Here is a 21,293-nt window from a genome sequence, read left to right as displayed (position 1 = left end):
TCAAAAGCTCGGTCTGCCAGCAGAGGATTTTGTAGCAATACATTATAATTCCACAACATATACCCGAAGATGTTCTCCCAAAGAGTAAGAGGAGAGATGGTTGTTGTTTGGCGAAGTTGTACAATAATTTGATGGGCTTGATACAGGATTTTTGAAATGACATATTCCCTTTCATTTTCTTCTACATAGCGGAAGTCTGTAGGAGTAATGTATGTTCCGAGCGTATCCATACCATATTCATGTACATGGAAGTAACGAACATCTTCTAATTTTCCGTCCCAAATTTCATCATAAGCAGTGAGAAAATAAAATTGAGTAGCAACGAATAATCCAAAGCGACAGCTGAAATGGGATATAGCTGCCGCCTCTGTACTTGCTTGAGTAATTTCCATCATGAGCTTCAGAAAATCCTTTAGAAAAAATTCTTTATGTATATTTTCCAATGTAAATAAAGGGTTTTTCGGCTCTTCTGTAACAATACTATAGGAATTTAGGAAAGTAAGTTGTTCATATGTTAAAACGGGCATCGTATCACCTCTATGTTATTTCACTGTGTTTAACATAACATGTTTTTGCTGATTTTGTTTGGAGATGATATAGAAGGGGAAAGCCAAACGTCATTTGAGAAGTTTGGCTTTTTCTGATAGGTCTGATTTTTTTCCGATAATCGCTGTGTGATAGCTATGAAGTAGCATGCCTACGATAATAATCGCAAGACCGAAAAGTGCAATTGGATCTGGTAGAGGAACTCCAAGTATCATCATTTCTCCGATAATGACAAATACGACTTCCATTGACTGAGTTGCTTCTACTGCAGCAAGTTTTCCTTGATGATCTCGCACGCGGTCTGTGGCAATAAAGAACAACGTCGTCGCGATTACACCGGAACTAACAGCGACGATAAAGGATTGTATGACTTGGTTCATGGAAGGGAGCCCCACTGTACAAATGGCAATAACAGCTAAAATAATCCAAGCTGGCAGTGATGCAATGGTCATACCAAGCACCCGCTCAAACGCATCGATTCGACTGCCACATAACTCCATCATTTTTCGGTTACCAAGCGGATAACTAAAGGCAGCGATGACTACCGGAATCACTCCAAGCAGTAAGTGATTGAAAGTTACCTCTTTTCCTTGAGGTATTTGAATAAGCATAATACCGATTAGAATAATGCTTGAAATGAATAAGGAAGTGAGCGGTATTTTTTGACGTATGATTTTGTTATCTACGACGGTTACAAATAACGGTGCAAGAAGTACACCGGCAACAATCGTTAGCTGCCACGTTCCTGACACAAGCCAACCAGGTCCATAAGCTGCTGCAAAAGTGAGTGGTGCGTAAAAAAGAACAAAGCCCACGAAACTCCAAAGTAACCATTTTGAAGTATTTTCTCTCATTTCTCTATGTAAATTTTCAAAACCTGTTCGATAAGAGACAATGGCGATAAGGAAGGGGAGCATAAAGAAAAATCTTAGTGAAGAACTCCAAAGCCAACTTCCTCCACTTAACTCCATGGACCGATTTAAAATAAAAGTGACCGCAAAAAATAAGGCTGCAAATATGCCAAGAGTGATTTCTTTCATTATTAACACCTACTTTCTGAGAGAAAACATCGAAAAATTCTATACTACAAATATATTAACAGAATATTCAAACATGATTTATTTCGTTTCTGTCTCAAAGAGTTTGATTTCGTACTGTAATTCTCCTAGTGGACCACCATCCATCGTATAAGCAAAATCCGCACCGAAAGCTTTGACATCAAATTTATGTGGCCCACGACCGATTTCTTCATCAGGAGTAAAGGCAACTCGAATTTTTCCGTGTTTAATTTCAGGATGATTTACTAAATATTCCATTGCCGTCATAATCTCTGCAATTCCAGCTTTATCATCTGCTCCCAGTAACGTCGTGCCGTCTGTTGTAATCAATGTTTGTCCGACATAATTTTTTAAATTTGGGAATTGGTTAGGGGATAGAGTGCATTCATCGTTTAATTGAATTTCTCCGCCGTCATAATTGTCAATCGTTTCGGTTGGACATTTGTTCCAGAAAAATCTGGTGATGTATCAACATGAGCTAAAAAACCAATAGTTGGTACAGGCTTATCTGTATTGGCTGGTAATGTGGCAAATAAGTAGCCATTCTCGTCCAATGTGATGTCTGTAAGTCCAATCTCTGCTAGTTCATCTTTTAGTACATTTAATAAATCCCATTGTTTTTTCGTAGAAGGGGTTGTAAAGCTTTCCGGATCAGATTGTGTGTCGATTTTAGCGTATCAAATCAATCGTTCAATAACTTTTTCTTTCATGACGCTGCCTCCTTATTAATACTGCCACTATTGTATCATTTTTCCTTTTTTATGATGAGAAAAATGCTGTGTCAAAAATTACTATTGAAAACCCGTGGTGCTAGTTGAGTCTTAACGCTCAACTAGCCCAAGAACAACAAGCGAGTAAGCCAGTAAAATACCATCCAGTGCCGTTTCAAATCCAAAAATCGAGTTCGCTCGAATCTTGGTGATCCGATACAAATCGACTAAAATCGAAAATACGGTTTCTACCAATTTGCGTTTTCGTTTCATCCACTGTTTCCATGCGTTGGGTTGGCGATTCGCTGATTTTTTCGAACGGGCGTCCAAAAAGCGATTCGATGCTCTTCGTACAGCTTCTTTTGCAGCTTTTGGCTGATATACCCTTTGTCACCTAGGTTATACGGATGTGGAATTTGTGTCATGACGGTCTCCGCAGCCATCCGATCATGACAAGACGCTTCAGTGACGACATATCCCATCGGAAGCCCTTGGTCGGTGACCTGCAGATGAAGTTTCAACCCATAGAAAGCGATCTTTTTCGAAGCACAATAGCCAATATCGGCAATTCCACGAAACCGTTTGGCACGATACATTCGGGATGAATGACACCGATCGATCGGCAAGCTGTCCACGACCGCATACGCATGGTCTGCCCGCGTTTGGCCAGCTGGTGCCGTATCCACTTGGTCGCAAAGCTAAGCGCTCGGCAGCGATGGTTGTACCGAGAACGTTCAGGGAACAAGGCCTTGGGAAACAAATTCCCGATCACAAACTGGTGCCAAGCCCGTTCGGAAGTGAAGCCCAGCAACTTTCCAAGGACATGGATGGTGATGATGACTTCGTCTTTCTGTTTCAACCAATGACGATTTCGACGTTGAAGATGAATCTGGATGCTCGACAGTTGAGCGGATACAAAGAATAAAATCGCTGCATATTGTTTTTGAAGTTTGGCTCGATCTGTTGTAAGATGAAAGTGCTCTTGCATGGGGATTCTCCTTTTGATGTTTGGTCGCACTTTCATTTTAAGAAGATCTCATGCAAGGGCTATTTTTATGCTTATCTGATTTTATTAATTAGAATTTATTTATTTAAAATGAGGATGTCCCAAAAGCGAACGCTATGCGAACACTTTTGGGACATCCTCATTTCATTGAGAAATTTGAGATGCAACATAATCAAGATTATCGGAACTCAAATGTATCTAGAATTATAAAATATCCCCGTTCATCAAATTGATGATGGTGTTGCAAAACTAGAGTAAAAACTCGAAGTTATGCATAAGGATGCAGCATAACACATGTAGTAAATATCGATGAAATCCATACCATCGTGGCTGTTCCACCCCATCACTCTTTCGCTCGTTAAATACCCGTTCAATCCCGCGGCGAAGCCCAAACAGCCATTGGCCAAACCTCGTTTTCAAAAAGACAGGAAGAACCCGGCCATAGGCATCTTTCCGTTCCTCGCTATTTTCGGCGGTTGATGGGAGAAAGGAATAAGATTCCTGCTTGTTCGGCTGTTTGTCGAATCTTTTCGCTGCCATACGCGGCATCGCCTAACACAAACTCAATATCCCATTGCCCTAAAGAAATTACCATGGAATGGGGGGGATTTGTGTTGCACACAATTTGAAAAAGTGGGCGGCCACCGTCCACCCAATAAAAAGAAAAAGGGAGAACATACGGGGATGAGAAGAAGCAGATCCTTTGAGAGAACAAAAAATATCCAAATAATGTAAAAGAAAAAGCAGGAGGCTGTCCTCAAAAAGGTCGTTTTACCGATCTTTTGGGACAGCCTCTTTGTTACGTTTTATCAGGCCCTGCCTGATTCCACACCTTCAGTGAGGGCAAAAATTCCTTATGCTCTTACATGAGAAACCATAAATGTGGTAACTCGTCAACCTTCATTCTGTCAGATTTACCGTCGACAAACACCAAATAATTTAAATCAATTGTTTAACTGCAGAAATAGCTTCATAAACAAAATAACCCGAAAAACCAATTAACACTATACCAGCAATAATAGAACTTACTTTTATCATCGAACGGCTCATTAACTTTCTTGTAGTAGAAACAATGGTTAATAAGCCAATGTCATGTAGTAAAATTCCGGTTAACACACCCGTCCCAATGGTGATAAATTTAATTGGATTCGCCATATCATATGAGTTGGTAAGAACCGACCCGAATACGCTTAGCCAAAACACTATATTCCCTGGAGATATCGCAACAAGAAAACCATTTCTATATGAAGAAAACCAAGATTTTGTTGGCTTTTCACCTGATAATGTGATATCATGATCCGCATTTTTAATAGAATCATAACCAATTAAAAACAAAAATACTGCACCAACAATCCACATCGGGATTTGAATAAACGGTTGCTTCAAAATGGAGGCTAATCCGAAATAAAATGCTGCGATTAAAGCTAAATCAATCGTCATACCTCCTAATCCAACAGCCCAACCATGCCAAAAGCCATTCTTGAGACCTTGCTTGATCATTTCTACAGAAATGGCTCCAATTGGCATGGCAATAGAAAGGCCCACAATAACATAAGTAAGATACAATGCCATAAAACCCCACACACCTTTATAAACTTAGTATGATGTACAAATCAGTAATTCTGATTATCAAGATTTAGGATGGAATGGACATACCCCTTTTCTTGGATTATTGTCATCAGTGATTATATACTGTTTCCATTCTCTGTTGCTTTCGTCTCCATATCTTCCTAGATCCGGATGGATTGGGAGATTTTCTATCGACTCTACTTTTGATCGAATTAAATCAATAGCCTTTGGAGTAATATCAGCAAAAATTCTTCTAGGTTGAAAGATCAATATAAGGCTTTTTCCCATGTTCCTAGTAATTCTATGTTTATATGCTGGCATATTAGCTGATACAAAAATAGGTTCTCCATCAAAACAAAATTCCCAAAGTGGATCATCTGGATCAGTTGGAATATTTGCATTCCATTCTTTTTCATCATTCTCATGTAGATATTTTAAAATATTCCAAAAATAATTTTCATAGTAATCAAATGACTGTTCTGGAATTTCAGGTTGCACAAAAACAACCAAAGCATGTTTATTATGCTCATTTTCTCTTGATAATTTCAAAAACTCTCTTAATACATTCGGTAGAGGGCTTAAATCATGATTTTCTATATAAAAATATCTTAAATCGCCTTTTTTCTCAGCGATAGTTCCAAAGTGGCAAGGGAAATTCTTATCAGAAACAACTTTTTCCCAATAAGAATATTCATCTTTTATTCATTCTGGTATATTATTACCATATTTGAGATCTGATTTGGTTAACATTGAAATGGCTCGTTGCAACACTTTTCTACTCAACTCCACTCAACTCCTTGTCAAAATTCTACATTTATTTTCTATTTTTCCTAATAAAAAGTGTAGCACAAAATCTTTAATCCATAGCAAATAATTCCATAATATTTTTCACCCTTTCAATTAATTGTTGTAAACGCTAAACTAGAATCAACAGTTTTCCACAAATAGAACTCAACAGAATTCCCCAAATAAGATTAAACAGTTTCCCCACCATCAATCACTTTCAAATATACTGTTACTAGTCTATTGAAAGTGAGGAATTAGGAGTGAACAGATTTATGCTTTACATCGAGATTCATCGTTTATACAAAGAGGGATTCTCCAATAGTGCGTAAGAGCCATTCTATTTTAGTGTTTACATCATTGAATAAAGAATCGATTGTACCTTGTTTTGATATACTCACCTCCCAAGACTAATACTGCAACATCCAAGTGCCCACAGCGTTATCCACCCCCGACACAAAGGAGTCTAGCCCTTTTCCTCCTCCACAATTCTTCCGGTAGATTTATAATATCTCGCATAAGCTGTGCCAGTGGGGCCATTGCGGTTTTTGGCGACGATGAATTCCAACCGTTCGTATGGCTGTTGGGGTTGGCTCTGTTCTTCGGGCGACAGCCGTTCGTAGTAAGAATCCCGAAATAATAAGATAATCACATCCGCATCCTGTTCGATGTTGCCGGAATCCCGGATGTCGCTCATCACCGGGCGTTTGTTTTGTCTCGTTTCCACTGCCCGATTGAGTTGTGCAAGGCAAACGACAGGGCAATGGAAGTCTTTCGCCATTTTCTTTAATTGTGCGCTGATGTACGCAGTGTTGAGATAAGGATTGTTTCGATCTTCTTCGCAGGCAATGATTTGCAAGTAATCGATGAACACAATCGGTTTTTTCGTTGGGTACTTATTCATAAGTTTCCGGATTTGCGCCCGCATTTGACGGACCGTCAACCCGGCCCGATCGTCGATGTGAAGGTTGGCATTCTTCAGATTGGAAAGGGTGTCCATCCATTCGTTTTTTTGCTCTTCGCTTAAATATTTATAAGGATTGCGCATTTTTAACCGGTTGATGTTGCCGGTGAGGGCGACCAGGCGTTCAAGCAGCATTTTCCGATTCATCTCAAGGGAAAAGATGATCGGCAAATAACCCATCATGCCTGCAGCCAGCGCAAAGTGGTTCATCACGTCCGTCTTACCCATCGATGGTCTTCCAGCGATGATCGTCACTTCTCCTTGCCGGAAACCGCAGAGCATTTTGGCCAGCTCCTCAATATCGATGGGGATGAAGTCGTCCATTTTTTCTGGAAAGAACGGCCGTTCCGCCATGTTGACCAAATCCTGTTCGATGCTTGTCTCGATGGTCATGTTGCTTGTGTACAGTTGATCCAGTTTTGTCTGGATTTCTTCGATGGTCCAGTTTTCCGAGAGGGCTTCTGTCAAGATGGCACTTTTTTGCCGCTCCCGCCATGCATCCAACAGCATGTCCGCGTAATGCTCGAATTTTTCCGGATTGGCGTAGTAGGCAATGGTTGTGAGATACTGTGCCCCGGCATCTCCCACGTCCACCTCGGTCAGGAGAGTTACGTAGTCCACCGGTTTACCCGCGTTGGCTAACTCCTTCATCGCTTGATAGATGACGCGATGGACTTGGGAAAGAAACATCTCCGGCTGGATGCCTGCATCAAGGATCAAATAATTTTCCTGCATCATCGTTCCCAAAATGCTTTTTTCGAGAAGATCCGTGTTCAATTCCCGCATCTTGATCTCTCCCTCCTTAATGTTGAAGCCATTTCGGCTTTGGGGCATCTTCTCCCGCTGTAAAATCCAGTTCGATCGGTTTGTAAATGCTGGCAGGCTTTTGTTTTTTCGCTTCTCTTAAATATTTTTCAAAGTTGGGCGATTTGAATAGCGTACTCGGCCGCAAGTAAACATTCATTTTTTCGTTGTGCAGCCATTGGGAAACTTTCAAATCGATGATGCCTTGAAAATCTTCGAACGTATAGCCTTCTTCAATTCTTTTGGATATATCATCATGATGGATACGCAGAAGGGGATTATAGTTTTTATTTGCTTGTTTATTTAAATAATTAATAACTTTAATGATTAAGTTATACTGCCTTATCAAATTGGGTTGCTGCAGCTCGATTTGGACAGTGGAATCTGCCGGAATCTGGTGATGGCCGTCTACCCAATTTGCGACATTTTTGGAATGTTCATTTGCCCGATTTGAGTTGCTCGTTTTCTCACTTTGGGCATCGGCATTCCCATTTGAGTAACCATTTTGGGAAGGTGCATCAGCCCAATTTGTGATTCCCATCTTCTCATTTTGGGTACCGGCATCCCAATTTGGAATCCCATTATGCCCATTTTGGATAGTCCGTCCATGACGAAACAGGTCGCCATCCACAACGAGGTGCGAGATTTTTTCGTAATTGATCCGATACCATTTCCGTTGATTTTGCATCAATTGGGAAATGATATAACCATCCTTTTCCAGTTTTAAAAAAGTCCGAATGATGGTATTCCTGGACAAATAAGGCAACCGTTTCTGCCACTTTTCATATGTATGCACAAACCAATGGTGCCCGTCATGCACAATGGGGGATTGGAGCAGCTCTTTATGCAATAGTTCCAATATAATTGCACCATTCGCCCCAATGGTTTTGGCCAAAATCGGGGAGAATGTGAGTTGAGGACCATTGATCAACATTGTTCCGCCGCCTTTCTTGCCAATTTTTCGTAGAGATTGTTCAGCAACTTTTTCTCTTCTGGAGTGCCACAGAAATGGCAGATGCAATTGGAGTAGCCCTGCCAAGCCCTCAATCCTTTGAATGATTGTGCGAATTTGAATGCCCCATGCTCTGTCCAGAGGTAAAGGAGAGATACATATTTTAAGCTGGGCAGATGAGGGGATTCGCTCCATGCTGCAATGTCCTTTTTGGTGAGCAGGAAGTAGTCTTTTCCTTCTTTGAAAATTTCCTTATGGCGATAAAAAATGGCATAAATGCGCGCCATATCCGCATCGAAAAATTTCGCCAGCTGCTTTGTGGTAAGCACTTTCGTACCGTTGTATTCCATTTTCATCCCTCCTGATGATTTGGTGTTCTACTATCTATATACCTTGCAGAAGGGAAAAGAGGGACATAAGGGGGAATTTTTCTTAAGGATGTTGTATTAACTGATGTGGGTTGTTTTTGTTAATATAAAATTGAGATAAAGCGATTATTTCAACACTGAGGCACATACCCACTAATAATGATTGGGAGTGAGGGGTTAATTTTTTATAGATGTTCTCACACTAAGTATTTAGTTTTTCTTCGGATTTCTGATGTTTCAAACTTTTATTGAAACGATAGGACTTGCCATTCAATGGAGACAGGTTTTTGGATTAAACGTCCGGTAATCCGAGTGAGTAGTTTGAACCGGATGAACTTATTGATTGATAATGTTTTGTTCATAAAGACATTTTGAGTTCTAGCGGTCAAGACTGTAAGATGACATCTTTTAGGACATACAATTTTTTTGAAGGAGAGAAATGAGATGTATGAAAAGGATTTAAAACGGATTGTCAGTTTATTTCCAGAATTGATTGAAGAAGGGCTGTCAGTCGAGGAGGAGGAATATCCCATTCGGAGCAACCATTCTACCTATCGATGCGATTTAAAAGGAAAAGACAAGAATGGGAATACGGTGTATATTGAATTGAAGCTGGAGGCTGGAGAGGCGGTTGTCGCCCAAATGAGTAAATATGCTACGTTTGTCAAAGAGAATGGCCGTTTTATGGTGGCAGCATTTCAGTTTAAAAAAGATGTTATTCCTGTCTTGAATAAACTTGGTTACGAACACAAAGTTGTTGATTATGACAAAGCAAATCAACTATTAAAAGAAAACGAAACCAATCCCAAACTTTTCGAACGTAAAATGAAAGCTCTCCCTTCACATCCCGCATATAAGAAGACCCCGACACAACTGGTCTATCAAGATAATGAACGTGAAATCATTTCCGGCTTATTTCATGAATTGGAAAGTTTGCTTAGGGACTATGTAGAACGCGAATATCATTTACAGTTCATTGGGTTGGATATCAGAAAAAAGGAAGAACATCGCTTATTGTTTAAATCTCCAACTTCGCCTGGCGACCGGTTTGTCATCTATACACGCCCACGAGAGATGAATATCATTGAAATTCAATATGTACCTGATTTTAGTTTTACAACAGGTCATACAACAAAACGCAAAGAAGATTTTAAAGCCTACATAGATGCACATGAAGAGGAAGTCGCTGGCTTATTTGGATTCGATCAATTGCATTCAAGGACAAAAAAAGAAGTTCTTGAGCAAGGAGATCATTTGGATCATCGTAAACAAGCATGGAAAGGATTAAGTTATCGAATTGTTTCACCGATTGATGAATGGTCCAAACCTGATTTTCCTCAGTTTGTAGCAATGAAATTCATTTCATTTGTTGAAACAATATTGCCTGTTTTAGAGGATTTTGAAAAAATGAGCAATAAAGAAATGTAGTGTTCCGTTTCCAATATGGAAAACTACCCGCCTAAAAAGTCATCATAGTATTCAGGAAAGATATAAGGGGCGCAAAAGAAATGATCCAATTTTACCGTGATGCCAACTTGCCCATCAGCGAAGATTCAACGTATTATGCCATTATTGAAAAACTGGAAGAAAACGAAAAAAACGCAATGAACCAGATGATTCGTCTTTATTTCCAAAACAATGGATTCCCCAAATCATAAAAAATCGGTTGATTTTATAAAATTCCAGGAATTTATGGAACGATATTACAAAAGCCTTTCCCTGACGTCGGATTTTTATCACAAATGGCTATTCGGAGACGTCAAAATCTTGTGGGAGATTTTGACGTCTGTTGTTTGATTATGGGGGAATGCCAATTAATTCTCCGCAGCCGGTGTAAATACCCGTATATGGTGGTCCGCAATGTCCATAAATAAGTAATCGTGGCGGTGGAAAATGGCTCTTGTTTGATTATTCCATTGAAAATCATATTCCTTCACTTGATTGGTTTGGAATTTCCATATCCGCATCCGCTCTTCTTCGAGAAAGACACCGCTTTGATACGTTAAAGCAAAGCCAAGGACATTTCCCGTATGAAAAGGAATCTTGATCGATTTTTCCATTTTCAATTGGTGATTGAAGAAAATCAACTCATCCGTTGACGGATCGATGCAGGCATAAGGCTTGAATCGCGCAAATAGGGCATCGTACAAGAGATGATGGCGTAACGCGAAATATTCCAGTGAAGTGACGCCTTTACCCGGTTCCGCATAGTTTAATATATGTTTGCCAATCCCTTCGCCGAAAACCCCCTGGTCGCTGTATATACAGATAACCCCATTTTTAAAAGGGAATAAATCCGAAATACAAGGGCCGACCTTCATTTCATCCATAAATTCTCCGGTAAGCGTATAGAAGGAAAGCATCGGCCCCCGTAAAAGGCAAAAATGGTTTCCCGTCCATCGGATCATGGAATATCCGGTTGGCAAGCATAGGATGGTTTCGCCATTGAGCTGGACAAGATTTTCCCCTTTTCCTTTCAATAGCGCAATCACATCCCCTTTTTTGCAATCCGCATCGAGAATTTCGTAATTGGTTGTGAAAACGATTTCTTCCATTATTTGCATAAACTCAACCATCCTTTTTATGAAAAAATGAGTATTTAGTTTGATGAATCGAACAGAAAGATGCCGAAAAAAAATAACAATTTGTATAATGTGTAAGTTCCGACAATCTTTTCGGTTAAACGGGTTTTGGAAATATCTTAGATATTCCATATTTTGTTGTTTTTGTATTATCGTAGTTATACATAGTTTTGCATAAAAAGAAAAATTAAACTAGCCTGAATCAAAAACCGCATCGTACACAATAACACGAACACAAAAAGTGGGTGTAGAGATGAATCAATACAAAGATATATGTTCACCAACAAGGTTTGATGTTAAAAGATATGATACTCAAAAAAATCCAAGAGAATCCGGGCTTGGCAATAGAGATTTACGTCATTACCCCATTTCGAAATGTCGCATATCAGTTAATTAAATTATTGAATCAAATCCATTTTCCGATCCGCGAAGATGGCAAGGTCATGAATATCGGCACCATGAAGCTGTATGAACTGTTTTATCCCTGAAAGAAACGCAGCACGAAAGCCTTCACTTGAGGATGTTGATCTTGTGCAAATTGGGTTTGTGTTGATGCGTTTTTTCATCCCTGCCTGGTTTCATGATAAAAACAGGTTTCTTTTTGGAGATTATTACCTTTCTGTTTTATAATGATAAAAAAAGGAAAGAAGCGGGGGAAAATCGATGAAATATCTGGTAACCAGTGCCACTGGCGATTTGGCGGGAAGAGCGGTAAAGCATTTGAAAAATTTCGTGCCGGTTTCGGATATCGTGGTGACGGTGCGCTCAGAGGAAAAAGCCGGAACTTTCAGAAAGCAAGGGCTTGAAGTGCGCATTGCGGATTTTTTGGACAAAGAATCCTTGGTGAAAGCATTTCAGGGCATCAACCGCGTCCTCTTTGTCTCATCCAATGATTTGGCGACACGGAAACAGCAGCATCAAAATGTGGTGGAAGCGTTGAAAGAAGCAGGGGTGGAGTTTGTGGTTTATACGAGTGCGCCAAATGCCCAAAACAGCACGCTTATTGTGGCGCCTGACCACAAGTTGACGGAGCAGCTCATTATGGAGTCTGGCCTGGATTATGGATTTGCCCGCAACAATTGGTATTTGGAAAATGAAACGTTCATGCTGAAAGCGGTGAAGAATGGGGCGCCTTTCACATATTCCGCCGGTGAGGGCAGGGTTTGCTATGCCTTGAAGGAAGATTATGCGGAAGCGGCGGCCCGCATTTTGGCCGGGGTTGCGCCTAAGCAAACTATTTACGAACTCGGCGGCGAACTGATCACTTATGAACAGTTGGCGCAAATCGCAAGTAAAGCGATTGGCCGGGAAGTTGAGACCGCATCAGTTTCAGATGAAGAGTATGTCAAAGCGTTGGTGGATTTGGGCTTGCCACCGGAAGCGGCGCAATCCTCTGTCATCGTCCAAAAAGATATCCGCAACGGATTGTTGGATGTGCCAAGTGACGATTTGGAAAAAGTGTTGGGCAGAAAGACGACGCCGTTTGACGAGTTTATTCGGGCATTATGATGATTGTACGTTGGAGAGAAATGGAAAGCCACGGATGTTGTTTTAACATTCGTGGCTTTTTATCAGTACGTACACAGGAAAAAGTTGCGCACTTTTCGCTTCATCTCTAAATGAACAGTCTAGCGGCCTTTATGCTTTTGTTTCGCTTTTTGTTTTTTTAATTCCCATTTTCTTTGTTTAAGTGCTTCGTTGCGTTCTTTTTGGAGTTTCTTCGTTTCCCGTTTGCGTTGCTCGATTTCTTTTTTTATTGCTTCCTGCGCCTTGGTGGAAATCCCGCTTTTTTGCATTTCTTTGGCGACTTTCCGTTGAAGGCGTTTCGGATTCACTTTTTTCTTCAGCTTTTTCCGATCGGCAATTCCAATTTGTTTCCTGCTTTGAATGATTTTAGGCAACCGATTATTCACAAATTCCCATACTTCCGTATCATTGGGCTCTGTGCCGAATACGTAACGATACGCCTTTAATCTTCCGTTTTCGTGATATTCAATCACTCCAATCCAAAACTGGCCATCATAATAAATCGTCAATATCATGACGACTCCCTCCTCTAAAAAATGAATCATGGAATGATGGACAACCCGAGGAAGGGAAGGTTACTGACATCAATATGGCGATTGATGCATCCGGACTACCAACCGGATTGTGTTTTTTCATTCCATTATTTATGATAACAGTTACAACGAAATAAAAACAAACCCCAATTTCAATGGGTGAGGAGCCGTACATATGGAAAAAAAGATGATTGAAACAGAGAGATTAATTCTTAGAGAAATGACAGAACAGGATTTTGACGCATTGTTTGCCGTTTTGGGAGACCCCGAAGTGATGCAACACTATCCGAATGTTTTTGATGAAACCAAAGTGAGGGAATGGATTCATCGGAATATTGAAAGATATGAAATTTTCTCTTTTGGATTGTGGGCGGTTGTATTAAAAGAAACAGGGGAATTAATTGGAGATTGCGGACTGACCATGCAGCAGATTGGCGGGAACATCAAACCGGAAATCGGTTATCATATACGAAAAGATATGCAGAGAAAAGGATATGGAACTGAAGCCGCAAAAGCGGTGATCGACTGGGCTTTCACAAATACTCCGTTTCAAATTCTTTATTCATATATGAAGCACACAAATGCCGGTTCATATCGTACTGCGATTTCGGCGGGAATGAAACTGGTGGAGGAATTTCCTGATAAAGTAAATGGAATCACAAAGGTTTATGCAATTACAAGAGAAGAATGGATTGCTTTGAAAAAGGAATCCATTCTTTGCAGTGTTGAAACTCAATCGCAATTATGAAAGGAAAGAGTCCTATGAATATCGGAACAATCATCTGTCTACTACTTGCAGTGGTCTTTGGAATGATCTCGATGATTTTTGCGCTATTAAAAGAAAAAGGCGCAATGCTCATTAGTGGATTTAATACGCTGTCCAAAGAGGAACAAGCAAACTATGATCAAAAGAAAATGAGCATCGATATGAGAAATTCCCTTTTTCTTTGGTCCATCCTTTTATTATCAGGGGCCCTTTTCGGATATTTTCTCAGTCAGTATGGTGCATTCCTCGCCATTGTCATTTGGCTGATCCTTTTTTTCAAAGATGTTCATCTTGATCCAAAAAAAGCCTTTAAGAAATATAGGAAACCATAAAATTTCCAAATGTATAAATTGAGTAAATCGGGAGAAGATTTTTTTATAACAACCAAAGGAGCAGTTCAATGGCGAGCCGCTCTTTTTTATTTGAAAAAATTTTAATATTATGATTATGAATAATCATGTTTGAGTATTTGCGGTAATAGTATTACAATCGAAACATAGTCAATTACGACTATAGAACTTAATAAGAATCTGATGGAAAAAAAAAGTCCATCATTGCGATGTAGTGAATTGAAAAGGGGATAAAAACCTTTCTACCACGCTTTAGGCCGCAAAAGATTTTTATAAAACATCTGTAAAATATCAGGAGGAAATCACAATGATCGTTGTCACAAATAAAATTAAAACAAAAACAGGTTTTGCGGAAAAATGGCACCATTTTTTACAAGACCAGGGGCTTTACAAGAAATGGAAGGTTTTGTGAAAGTGGAAGTCCTCATTACAAAAAATCTTACAGAATACGATGAATTGAATGTCAATATGTATTGGGAAACAATCGAAGACTTTAACCGCTGGAGAAAAAGTGATGCATTCAGAGAGGCCCATCGAGGACCGGAAAACTCCAGTGAGGTATCTCCAATTTTAGGTAGTGAAATTATCATTTCAGAAGTTGCTTCCACTTTGGAAAAAGCATAATGAAATTACGGGAGGTCAGGCGGATTCTTTCTGCCTGGCCTCCCGATTTTTTTCACCTCAATGATCCGGGGCATGGCCTGGAAGATGCCGGTTTCCATTATGTCAAAGCAAGTTAATAATTTACAGCGTGCACAAAATGGATGGTTTCAAATGCCTGTAAATCATCATCCCGGTTCGCAAAATACCGGTCTTGTAAAGCGGTTGTCATCCTTTTCACCTCAAAAGCCTTGTCCTTATTTGCTCAACACTAATCGGGGGATAAAGAACCTCCTTCTTATTCATCCTATTCAACCATCATCGGAATCATACATAGAAAACGAGTATTACAGAATTCTTTAATTAGTTTGTTCCTTCACGCAAAGTGCGCGTTTATTCAGTAGAAAGCTCATTTTTGAAATCATTCTTTAAAACCGTTTGATGTATTGATAAGCTGATAATGGAGATCTTTGAAAGGAAGTTAGGCTTTGAGTAATTTCGCTGGAAATCGAAATAAATGGAAGAAAATGATCGAGAGAAAAATACGATATGATGCGAAAGTGGTTGAGTATAAATGCCATTTACTAAATTCCCAAAATCGCCGTATCGTTTTATTTCATCTGATAGAAGAACCTTTTACCATTAAAGTGGATGATTTTCAACTGACCATTCCGGTGGGGAGTTATACAACTGCTTATTATTGGTTGGATCGTCCATATAATATGTATTTTTGGAGAGATCATTCAGGACATTATTTAGCTTCGTATTTTAACATTGTAAAGAATACAAAATTCGAAGAGGGTATGGTCGTATTTGAAGATTTGATTATTGATGTCCTGGCGCTGCCAAATGGGGAGTATTTTATTTTGGATGAAGAGGAATTGCCGGAACCCTTTGAAACATTTGAGAATGGCTTCGCTAAAGGGGCATTGGAAACTTTATTAAGTTCGATCGGCGATGTCCTCTCGCAAACTATTGCGGAATCCCAAAGTATTTATAGCCATAAAAAATTTATTCCCGTATTAGAAAAGGGGTATAAAGAGCTTTTCTGCTAAGTGTTCTATCGTTTGATTACACCGGATATTGCCGGCATACACAGACTAGGGTGTCCTATTTTAAATGAAAGCGGGAGTTCCAAAAGCATAATCTTTAAGAACTCCCTCCGCCATCCATTAATTCGCCGCCGTACTTTTTTCTTTCTTTTCTTCTTTTGCCTCCTCCAGTTTGAATTCTTCCGCCACTTCATCGACAATGTGTTTTGTCGATGATTTGAATTCCCTCAACGTTTCGCCGACCGCCCTTCCCAATTGCGGCAGTTTTTTTGGCCCGAAAATGATCAGGGCAATCACCAAAATGACAATCAATCCAGGTACACCGATATTTGGCATCCACAATCCCTCCATTCGATATTCATTAACTTTATGAGCCGCTTTGATTCATCACTTGTTTCATATTTCTTCTCTTCATCGACCAGCCGGAAATGAAAATGCTGATTTCAAACAATAGCAATAACGGAATAATAATCAAAAAATCTGAAATAAAATCCGGCGGCGAGATGGACACGCCGACCACCACCAAGATGAAATAGGCCACTTTTCTCATCCGCTTCAATTTTTCCGGTGTCACGATCCCCACATTCGTTAAAAATAAAATCACGATGGGCAATTCAAAAACGGCGCCGACAGGAATCGTCAAATTGAACAGCAAGGAAAAGTACTGATTGATTCCATAGGTTTCCGTCGCCCCAATGGATGTATTAATTTTTGATAAAAAATCGAGCATCATCGGAAATAAAATGAAATAACTGAAACTGATGCCCACTAAAAATAGGAGAAACGAGGCCGGGATGAAGGTCATTGTGTATTTTGCTTCCCTTTCTGTCAAACCGGGTTTTACAAACAACCAAATTTGAAGCAAGGCCATCGGTAAGGTGACCAAAATCGCCAAAATAAACGCACATTTCAGGTAGATCATGATGCCATCCGTATAACCAAACAGATTCCATTCCACTCCAGCCGCGGAAGGTTGATTTTTCAATAGTTGAAGCAGGTTTGGTGCAAACCAGAACCCTACCGCAAGCGATCCGATAAATAGAACCGTAACGAGGATCAACCGCTTCCGCAATTCCTCCAAATGGTCAATGACGGTTTGTTCTTTTTCTTCCATCATTTTCTATCACCCGCTTTAAATTCGCTTGAACCAGGATTTAATACATTTAATGAATGGAAGCGCTTTTCTATTCATTATTCATTTTGAAATTGAAATTTTTTTGAATTTTTAGGTCATACATAATACTTCCAATTACTAAAATAGGAACTGAACAGTAGTGTAAAAGGAGTGGTTCGGAAGGGGAGCGGCTTCAGTTCGTTGGAATCGTGCAGGTAGTGGATTTCATGAACCATAAGGTGAAGAAAAAGGGGGGTATCTGTTTGGTTTCCAGAAGAGAATTTTTGAAAGGTGCAGGATTGGCCATTGGGGGCATGGCACTGGGCGGCGGGATCGTAGGAACGATCGCTGCGAATATGTCTTCCTCCAAGGAAACGCCAAAAGGGGATCACCACGTTGAGACAACCGAGTATAACAAAGCGCTCATGTTTTTTACCCCAACGGAACACGCCGTAATCGATGCGGCGGCGGAGAGGATTTTCCCGAAAGATGAAAATGGCCCGGGAGCAAAGGAATTATTGGTTTCTTATTTCATCGATCATCAGTTGGCGGGTGCCTGGGGGACTGGTTCCAAAGAATATCGGCAAGGACCTTTCTATCCGGGCGAACCGACCCAGGGGTATCAAGGGCACTTGAACAAACAACAAATTTTCCGATTGGGCATTGAAGCTCTCCAAAACGAAGCAAAGAAACGATTCAACCAATCTTTCACCAGCTTGGAAGGTTCACAGCAAGATGAGATTTTACAAGCTTTTGAAAAAGGGGAAGTCGAAATCAAAGGGGTTTCTTCATCCTATTTCTTCTCGCTGTTGCGCAGTGCGACTTTGGAAGGCGTGTATGCCGATCCGTTATACGGTGGAAACCGCAATATGGAAGGATGGAGAATGAAAAAATTTCCGGGACATCAAATGAGTTTTGCAGACATTATCGATAAAGACGAATTTGTTGTGATTGAACCGCAAAGTTTACATTCCCAACATCATTCATGAAAGGTGATTGTGATTGGCGAAAGAATTGAAAAAAACGGATGTCGTGCTTGTCGGAATGGGATGGACAGGTGGAATTTTGGCAGCGGAATTGTCGAAAAAGGGATATAAAGTCGTCGGTTTGGAGCGGGGGAAAAATCAGACGCTTGCCGACTTTCAAATGATGCATGATGAATTGCGGTTTGCCCACCGATTCGAAATGATGCAGGATCTTTCAACAGAAACCGTTACATTCCGCAACAATCTTAAAATGCGGGCATTGCCGATGAGACAATACGGTTCCTTCCTATTGGGGAACAATGTGGGGGGTGCCGGAACGCATTGGAACGGACAAACCTTCCGTTTCTTGCCATACGATTTTGAAATATATACAAAAACCGTGGAACGGTACGGAAAGTTCAAAATACCGGAAGAAATGACGTTGCAGGATTGGGGCATCACCTATGATGAATTTGAAAAATATTACGACCAGTTCGAAAAAGCGATCGGCGTTTCAGGAGATGAAGCTCCATTAGGCGCACCGAGATCCAATCCATTCCCGACTCCTCCCATGAAGAAAACCCCAGCCCTCGAATTATTCTTCGAAGCAGCGAAAAAATTAAACTTGCACCCATACATGATGCCTTCCGCCAATTTATCCGAAAACTACACAAATCCGGACAACATCTCGCGTCCCGCTTGCCAATACTGCGGTTTCTGCGAACGTTTCGGCTGTGAATATGCCGCAAAAGCCGATCCGCTGAATACGGTGATTCCGGTTGCGTTGAACACAGGCAACTTTGAATTGCGCACGCACGCCAATGTGGTGGAGATCCTCCATCAAGATGGAAAAGCGGTTGGAGTCAAATATATTGATACGATCACAAGGGAAGAATATATCCAACCTGCGGAAGTGGTGGGCATTACGAGCTATGCGTTAAATAATGTGAGGCTCCTGTTGATTTCAAAAATGGGCAAACCATATGATCCGAACACGGGTACAGGGGTGGTCGGCAAAAACTACTGCTATCAAACATTCGGCGCATCCGCACAGGGCTTCTTTGAGAATAAACAATTCAATTTGTATGCCGGCGCAGGAGCATTGGGGGCTTGTCTTGATGATTTCAATGGCGACAACTTCGACCATTCGGATTTGAACTTCCTCCACGGGGCCAATATTTCCATCACCCAGACCGGCAGAAGACCGATCGCCAACAATGCGACGCCTCCTGGTACGCCATCCTGGGGCGCGGAGTTTAAAAAACAATCCATTAAATATGCCAACAGTGTATTAAGCGTCGGTGCCCAAGGAGCAAGTTTGCCATACCGGCACCATTATCTCGATTTGGATCCGACTTATAAAGACGCTTTCGGCCTGCCGTTATTGCGGATCACCTTTGATTTTGAAGAACAGGATCGTCAGCTGGTGGCGTATTTAGGGGAACAAACGGAAAAAATCATGAAAGAGATGGGCGCGGACATTATTCAAGCAGGAAAAACGTTGGGGCCTTATAATATCGTTCCTTATCAATCCACCCACAATACCGGTGGCGCCATCATGGGGTCCAGCCCGGAGACGAGTGTATTGAATAATTATTTGCAAATGTGGGATTTTGAAAACGTCTTCATTCCGGGGGCCAGCGCATTCCCCCACAACTCCGGCTACAATCCGACAGATACGGTGGGGGCATTGGCATATCGCGCGGCTGAAGGAATTGATTTATATCTGCAAAAGGGCGGATTATTGGTTTAATGTTTTGAATGAGGCGGTGATTGTTTGAGTCTACCCTCCATTGGAATACCGGGACTCATCATTATTTTATTCATAGCCATCTTGTTATTTGGCCCAAGTAAATTGCCCCAATTGGGTAGGGCAGTCGGGGAAACCTTAAGGGAATTTAAAAATGGGACAAAGAAAATCGTGGAAGAGAATCAAAGAGATGAGTAAGATGGCGCGGCTACCTGGAAACGGCCAGTTTTCCGGGTGGCCTTTTTCGTTTTCAATGGATTTGGATGAGGGGAAGGCAGTTTCAATTATAGAGTTCCCTTCATTCGTGCGTATATAAACTTAATTGGTGCGGATGGTACAGCATTTAGTTCGGATAAAGTATCGATTCGTGCGTATGGTAACCCCTTTGGTGCGGATAGTGTCTTAATTGGTGCGGATGGTACAGCATTTGGTTCGGATAAAGTATCGATTCGTGCGTATGGTAACCCCTTTGGTGCGGATAGTGTCTTAATTGGTGCGGATGGTACAGCATTTGGTTCGGATAAAGTATCAATTCGTGCGTTTGATAACCTCTTTGGTGCGGATAGTGTCTTAATTGGTGCGGATGGCACAGCATTTGGTTCGGATAAAGTATCAATTCGTGCGTTTGATAACCCCTTTGGTGCGGATGGTACAGCATTTAGTTCGGATAAAGTATCGATTCGTGCGTATGGTAACCCCTTTGGTGCGGATAGTGTCTTAATTGGTGCGGATGGTACAGCATTTGGTTCGGATAAAGTATCAATTCGTGCGTTTGATAACCTCTTTGGTGCGGATAGTGTCTTAATTGGTGCGGATGGCACAGCATTTGGTTCGGATAAAGTATCAATTCGTGCGTATGGTAACCCCTTTGGTGCGGATGGTACAGCATTTAGTTCGGATAAAGTATCGATTCGTGCGTTTGATAACCCCTTTGGTGCGGATAGTGTCTTAATTGGTGCGGAAAGTACAGCATTTAGTTCGGATAAAGTATCAATTCGTGCATATGGTAACCCCTTTGGTGCGGATAGTGTCTTAATTGGTGCGGATGGTACAGCATTTGGTTCGGATAAAGTATCGATTCGTGCGTATGGTAACCCCTTTGGTGCGGATAGTGTCTTAATTGGTGCGGATGGTACAGCATTTGGTTCGGATAAAGTATCGATTCGTGCGTATTGTCAAAAATTACTTAATAAAACTTACGTTTTTGTTGATATAACTAGTTTTATATAAAAAAAACTTGCCACCCCCTTAAAATTAGGGTATTTATGAGGTAACCACACACTCAAAAATCCCT

The 21,293-nt window shown here is 40.8% G+C and carries 22 protein-coding genes and 3 pseudogenes; 11 read left to right on the top strand and 14 right to left on the bottom strand.

All coding sequences use genetic code 11. The features are described from left to right. Positions 1–617 precede the first annotated feature (617 nt). From ACFPOH_RS00155 to ACFPOH_RS00115, 9 genes and pseudogenes are all read right to left on the bottom strand, one after another. Complete coding sequence (locus ACFPOH_RS00155; RefSeq protein ID WP_208649848.1) at positions 618–1,586, bottom strand: DMT family transporter; 969 nt, start codon at positions 1,584–1,586, stop codon at positions 618–620. A gap of 108 nt (positions 1,587–1,694) precedes the next feature. Further along, positions 1,695–2,272, bottom strand: a pseudogene (gene pepT / locus ACFPOH_RS00150) (peptidase T); the annotation flags it as partial. A gap of 153 nt (positions 2,273–2,425) precedes the next feature. Continuing rightward, positions 2,426–3,302: pseudogene (locus tag ACFPOH_RS00145) on the bottom strand (IS982 family transposase). A 267-nt stretch (positions 3,303–3,569) separates the two neighbouring features. Beyond that, a pseudogene (locus ACFPOH_RS00140) lies at positions 3,570–3,915 on the bottom strand (transposase); the annotation flags it as partial. A gap of 344 nt (positions 3,916–4,259) precedes the next feature. Beyond that, entirely contained in the window at positions 4,260–4,892 is a 633-nt protein-coding gene (locus ACFPOH_RS00135; protein ID WP_016839582.1) for a LysE family translocator, read from the bottom strand. Positions 4,893–4,949: 57 nt separating this feature from the next. After that, positions 4,950–5,591 (bottom strand): YqcI/YcgG family protein, encoded by a 642-nt coding sequence (locus ACFPOH_RS00130; RefSeq protein ID WP_390308541.1) that lies wholly within the window; start codon positions 5,589–5,591, stop codon positions 4,950–4,952. Between the two features lie 547 nt (positions 5,592–6,138). Continuing rightward, positions 6,139–7,422, bottom strand: coding sequence for a replicative DNA helicase (locus ACFPOH_RS00125; RefSeq protein WP_342469292.1), 1,284 nt, complete (start codon positions 7,420–7,422; stop codon positions 6,139–6,141). A 16-nt stretch (positions 7,423–7,438) separates the two neighbouring features. Continuing rightward, the gene (locus ACFPOH_RS00120) at positions 7,439–8,374 is read right to left on the bottom strand and encodes a conserved phage C-terminal domain-containing protein (protein WP_342581475.1); all 936 of its coding nucleotides are present in this window, start codon (positions 8,372–8,374) and stop codon (positions 7,439–7,441) included. Beyond that, a complete protein-coding gene (locus ACFPOH_RS00115) occupies positions 8,368–8,742 on the bottom strand; it encodes an ORF6N domain-containing protein (RefSeq protein WP_342469294.1) in 375 nt (124 codons plus the stop codon). Before ACFPOH_RS00115 ends, ACFPOH_RS00120 begins: the two co-directional genes overlap by 7 nt. Positions 8,743–9,204: 462 nt before the next feature. Here ACFPOH_RS00115 and ACFPOH_RS00110 point away from each other — a divergent pair, with 462 nt between their 5' ends. Both ACFPOH_RS00110 and ACFPOH_RS00105 read left to right on the top strand, forming a co-directional pair. Continuing rightward, positions 9,205–10,188 carry an endonuclease NucS domain-containing protein gene (locus ACFPOH_RS00110; RefSeq protein WP_342581474.1) on the top strand — a complete coding sequence of 328 codons (984 nt, stop codon included), beginning with the start codon at positions 9,205–9,207 and terminating at the stop codon, positions 10,186–10,188. Between the two features lie 80 nt (positions 10,189–10,268). Then, entirely contained in the window at positions 10,269–10,418 is a 150-nt protein-coding gene (locus tag ACFPOH_RS00105; protein WP_342469296.1) for a hypothetical protein, read from the top strand. A 156-nt stretch (positions 10,419–10,574) separates the two neighbouring features. Here ACFPOH_RS00105 and ACFPOH_RS00100 read toward each other — a convergent pair whose 3' ends face one another. Further along, a complete protein-coding gene (locus ACFPOH_RS00100) occupies positions 10,575–11,324 on the bottom strand; it encodes a hypothetical protein (protein WP_390308532.1) in 750 nt (249 codons plus the stop codon). A 356-nt stretch (positions 11,325–11,680) separates the two neighbouring features. Here ACFPOH_RS00100 and ACFPOH_RS00095 point away from each other — a divergent pair, with 356 nt between their 5' ends. After that, entirely contained in the window at positions 11,681–11,830 is a 150-nt protein-coding gene (locus ACFPOH_RS00095) for a hypothetical protein (RefSeq protein WP_342469298.1), read from the top strand. 175 nt (positions 11,831–12,005) lie between these two features. Next, positions 12,006–12,851 (top strand): SDR family oxidoreductase, encoded by an 846-nt coding sequence (locus tag ACFPOH_RS00090; protein ID WP_390308531.1) that lies wholly within the window; start codon positions 12,006–12,008, stop codon positions 12,849–12,851. Between the two features lie 119 nt (positions 12,852–12,970). On the opposite strand, the gene ACFPOH_RS00085 is transcribed toward ACFPOH_RS00090, so the two are convergent. Further along, entirely contained in the window at positions 12,971–13,384 is a 414-nt protein-coding gene (locus ACFPOH_RS00085; RefSeq protein ID WP_096550904.1) for a YjdF family protein, read from the bottom strand. 193 nt (positions 13,385–13,577) lie between these two features. Here ACFPOH_RS00085 and ACFPOH_RS00080 point away from each other — a divergent pair, with 193 nt between their 5' ends. From ACFPOH_RS00080 to ACFPOH_RS00065, 4 genes are all read left to right on the top strand, one after another. Beyond that, the gene (locus tag ACFPOH_RS00080; protein ID WP_197722718.1) at positions 13,578–14,150 is read left to right on the top strand and encodes a GNAT family N-acetyltransferase; all 573 of its coding nucleotides are present in this window, start codon (positions 13,578–13,580) and stop codon (positions 14,148–14,150) included. A 14-nt stretch (positions 14,151–14,164) separates the two neighbouring features. Beyond that, positions 14,165–14,500 carry a DUF3784 domain-containing protein gene (locus ACFPOH_RS00075; RefSeq protein WP_096552482.1) on the top strand — a complete coding sequence of 112 codons (336 nt, stop codon included), beginning with the start codon at positions 14,165–14,167 and terminating at the stop codon, positions 14,498–14,500. Between the two features lie 375 nt (positions 14,501–14,875). Next, positions 14,876–15,142 carry a heme oxygenase gene (locus ACFPOH_RS00070; RefSeq protein ID WP_390308530.1) on the top strand — a complete coding sequence of 89 codons (267 nt, stop codon included), beginning with the start codon at positions 14,876–14,878 and terminating at the stop codon, positions 15,140–15,142. A gap of 503 nt (positions 15,143–15,645) precedes the next feature. Beyond that, positions 15,646–16,173, top strand: coding sequence for a DUF402 domain-containing protein (locus tag ACFPOH_RS00065; protein WP_390308539.1), 528 nt, complete (start codon positions 15,646–15,648; stop codon positions 16,171–16,173). Between the two features lie 117 nt (positions 16,174–16,290). Here the strand turns inward: ACFPOH_RS00065 and tatA (ACFPOH_RS00060) are convergent, their stop codons facing one another. Both tatA (ACFPOH_RS00060) and tatC read right to left on the bottom strand, forming a co-directional pair. After that, the gene (tatA, locus tag ACFPOH_RS00060; RefSeq protein WP_096550906.1) at positions 16,291–16,506 is read right to left on the bottom strand and encodes a twin-arginine translocase TatA/TatE family subunit; all 216 of its coding nucleotides are present in this window, start codon (positions 16,504–16,506) and stop codon (positions 16,291–16,293) included. A 31-nt stretch (positions 16,507–16,537) separates the two neighbouring features. Next, positions 16,538–17,287 (bottom strand): twin-arginine translocase subunit TatC, encoded by a 750-nt coding sequence (gene tatC, locus ACFPOH_RS00055; RefSeq protein ID WP_390308529.1) that lies wholly within the window; start codon positions 17,285–17,287, stop codon positions 16,538–16,540. A 260-nt stretch (positions 17,288–17,547) separates the two neighbouring features. Between tatC and ACFPOH_RS00050 the strand changes: the two genes are divergently transcribed. The 3 genes from ACFPOH_RS00050 to tatA (ACFPOH_RS00040) are packed head-to-tail and all read left to right on the top strand — an operon-like array spanning position 17,548 to position 20,197. Then, positions 17,548–18,273 (top strand): gluconate 2-dehydrogenase subunit 3 family protein, encoded by a 726-nt coding sequence (locus ACFPOH_RS00050; protein ID WP_342469304.1) that lies wholly within the window; start codon positions 17,548–17,550, stop codon positions 18,271–18,273. 13 nt (positions 18,274–18,286) lie between these two features. Beyond that, a complete protein-coding gene (locus ACFPOH_RS00045) occupies positions 18,287–20,002 on the top strand; it encodes a GMC family oxidoreductase (RefSeq protein WP_390308528.1) in 1,716 nt (571 codons plus the stop codon). Between the two features lie 24 nt (positions 20,003–20,026). Beyond that, complete coding sequence (gene tatA, locus ACFPOH_RS00040; RefSeq protein WP_096550910.1) at positions 20,027–20,197, top strand: twin-arginine translocase TatA/TatE family subunit; 171 nt, start codon at positions 20,027–20,029, stop codon at positions 20,195–20,197. Positions 20,198–20,283: 86 nt separating this feature from the next. Here tatA (ACFPOH_RS00040) and ACFPOH_RS00035 read toward each other — a convergent pair whose 3' ends face one another. After that, positions 20,284–20,820, bottom strand: coding sequence for a hypothetical protein (locus ACFPOH_RS00035; protein WP_390308527.1), 537 nt, complete (start codon positions 20,818–20,820; stop codon positions 20,284–20,286). Positions 20,821–21,293: the final 473 nt, after the last annotated feature.

The organism is Ureibacillus suwonensis, assembly GCF_042655065.1.
In the GTDB taxonomy this organism is placed as follows: Bacteria; Bacillota; Bacilli; order Bacillales_A; family Planococcaceae; genus Ureibacillus; species Ureibacillus suwonensis.
This window is presented reverse-complemented; position numbering and strand designations above follow the sequence as displayed.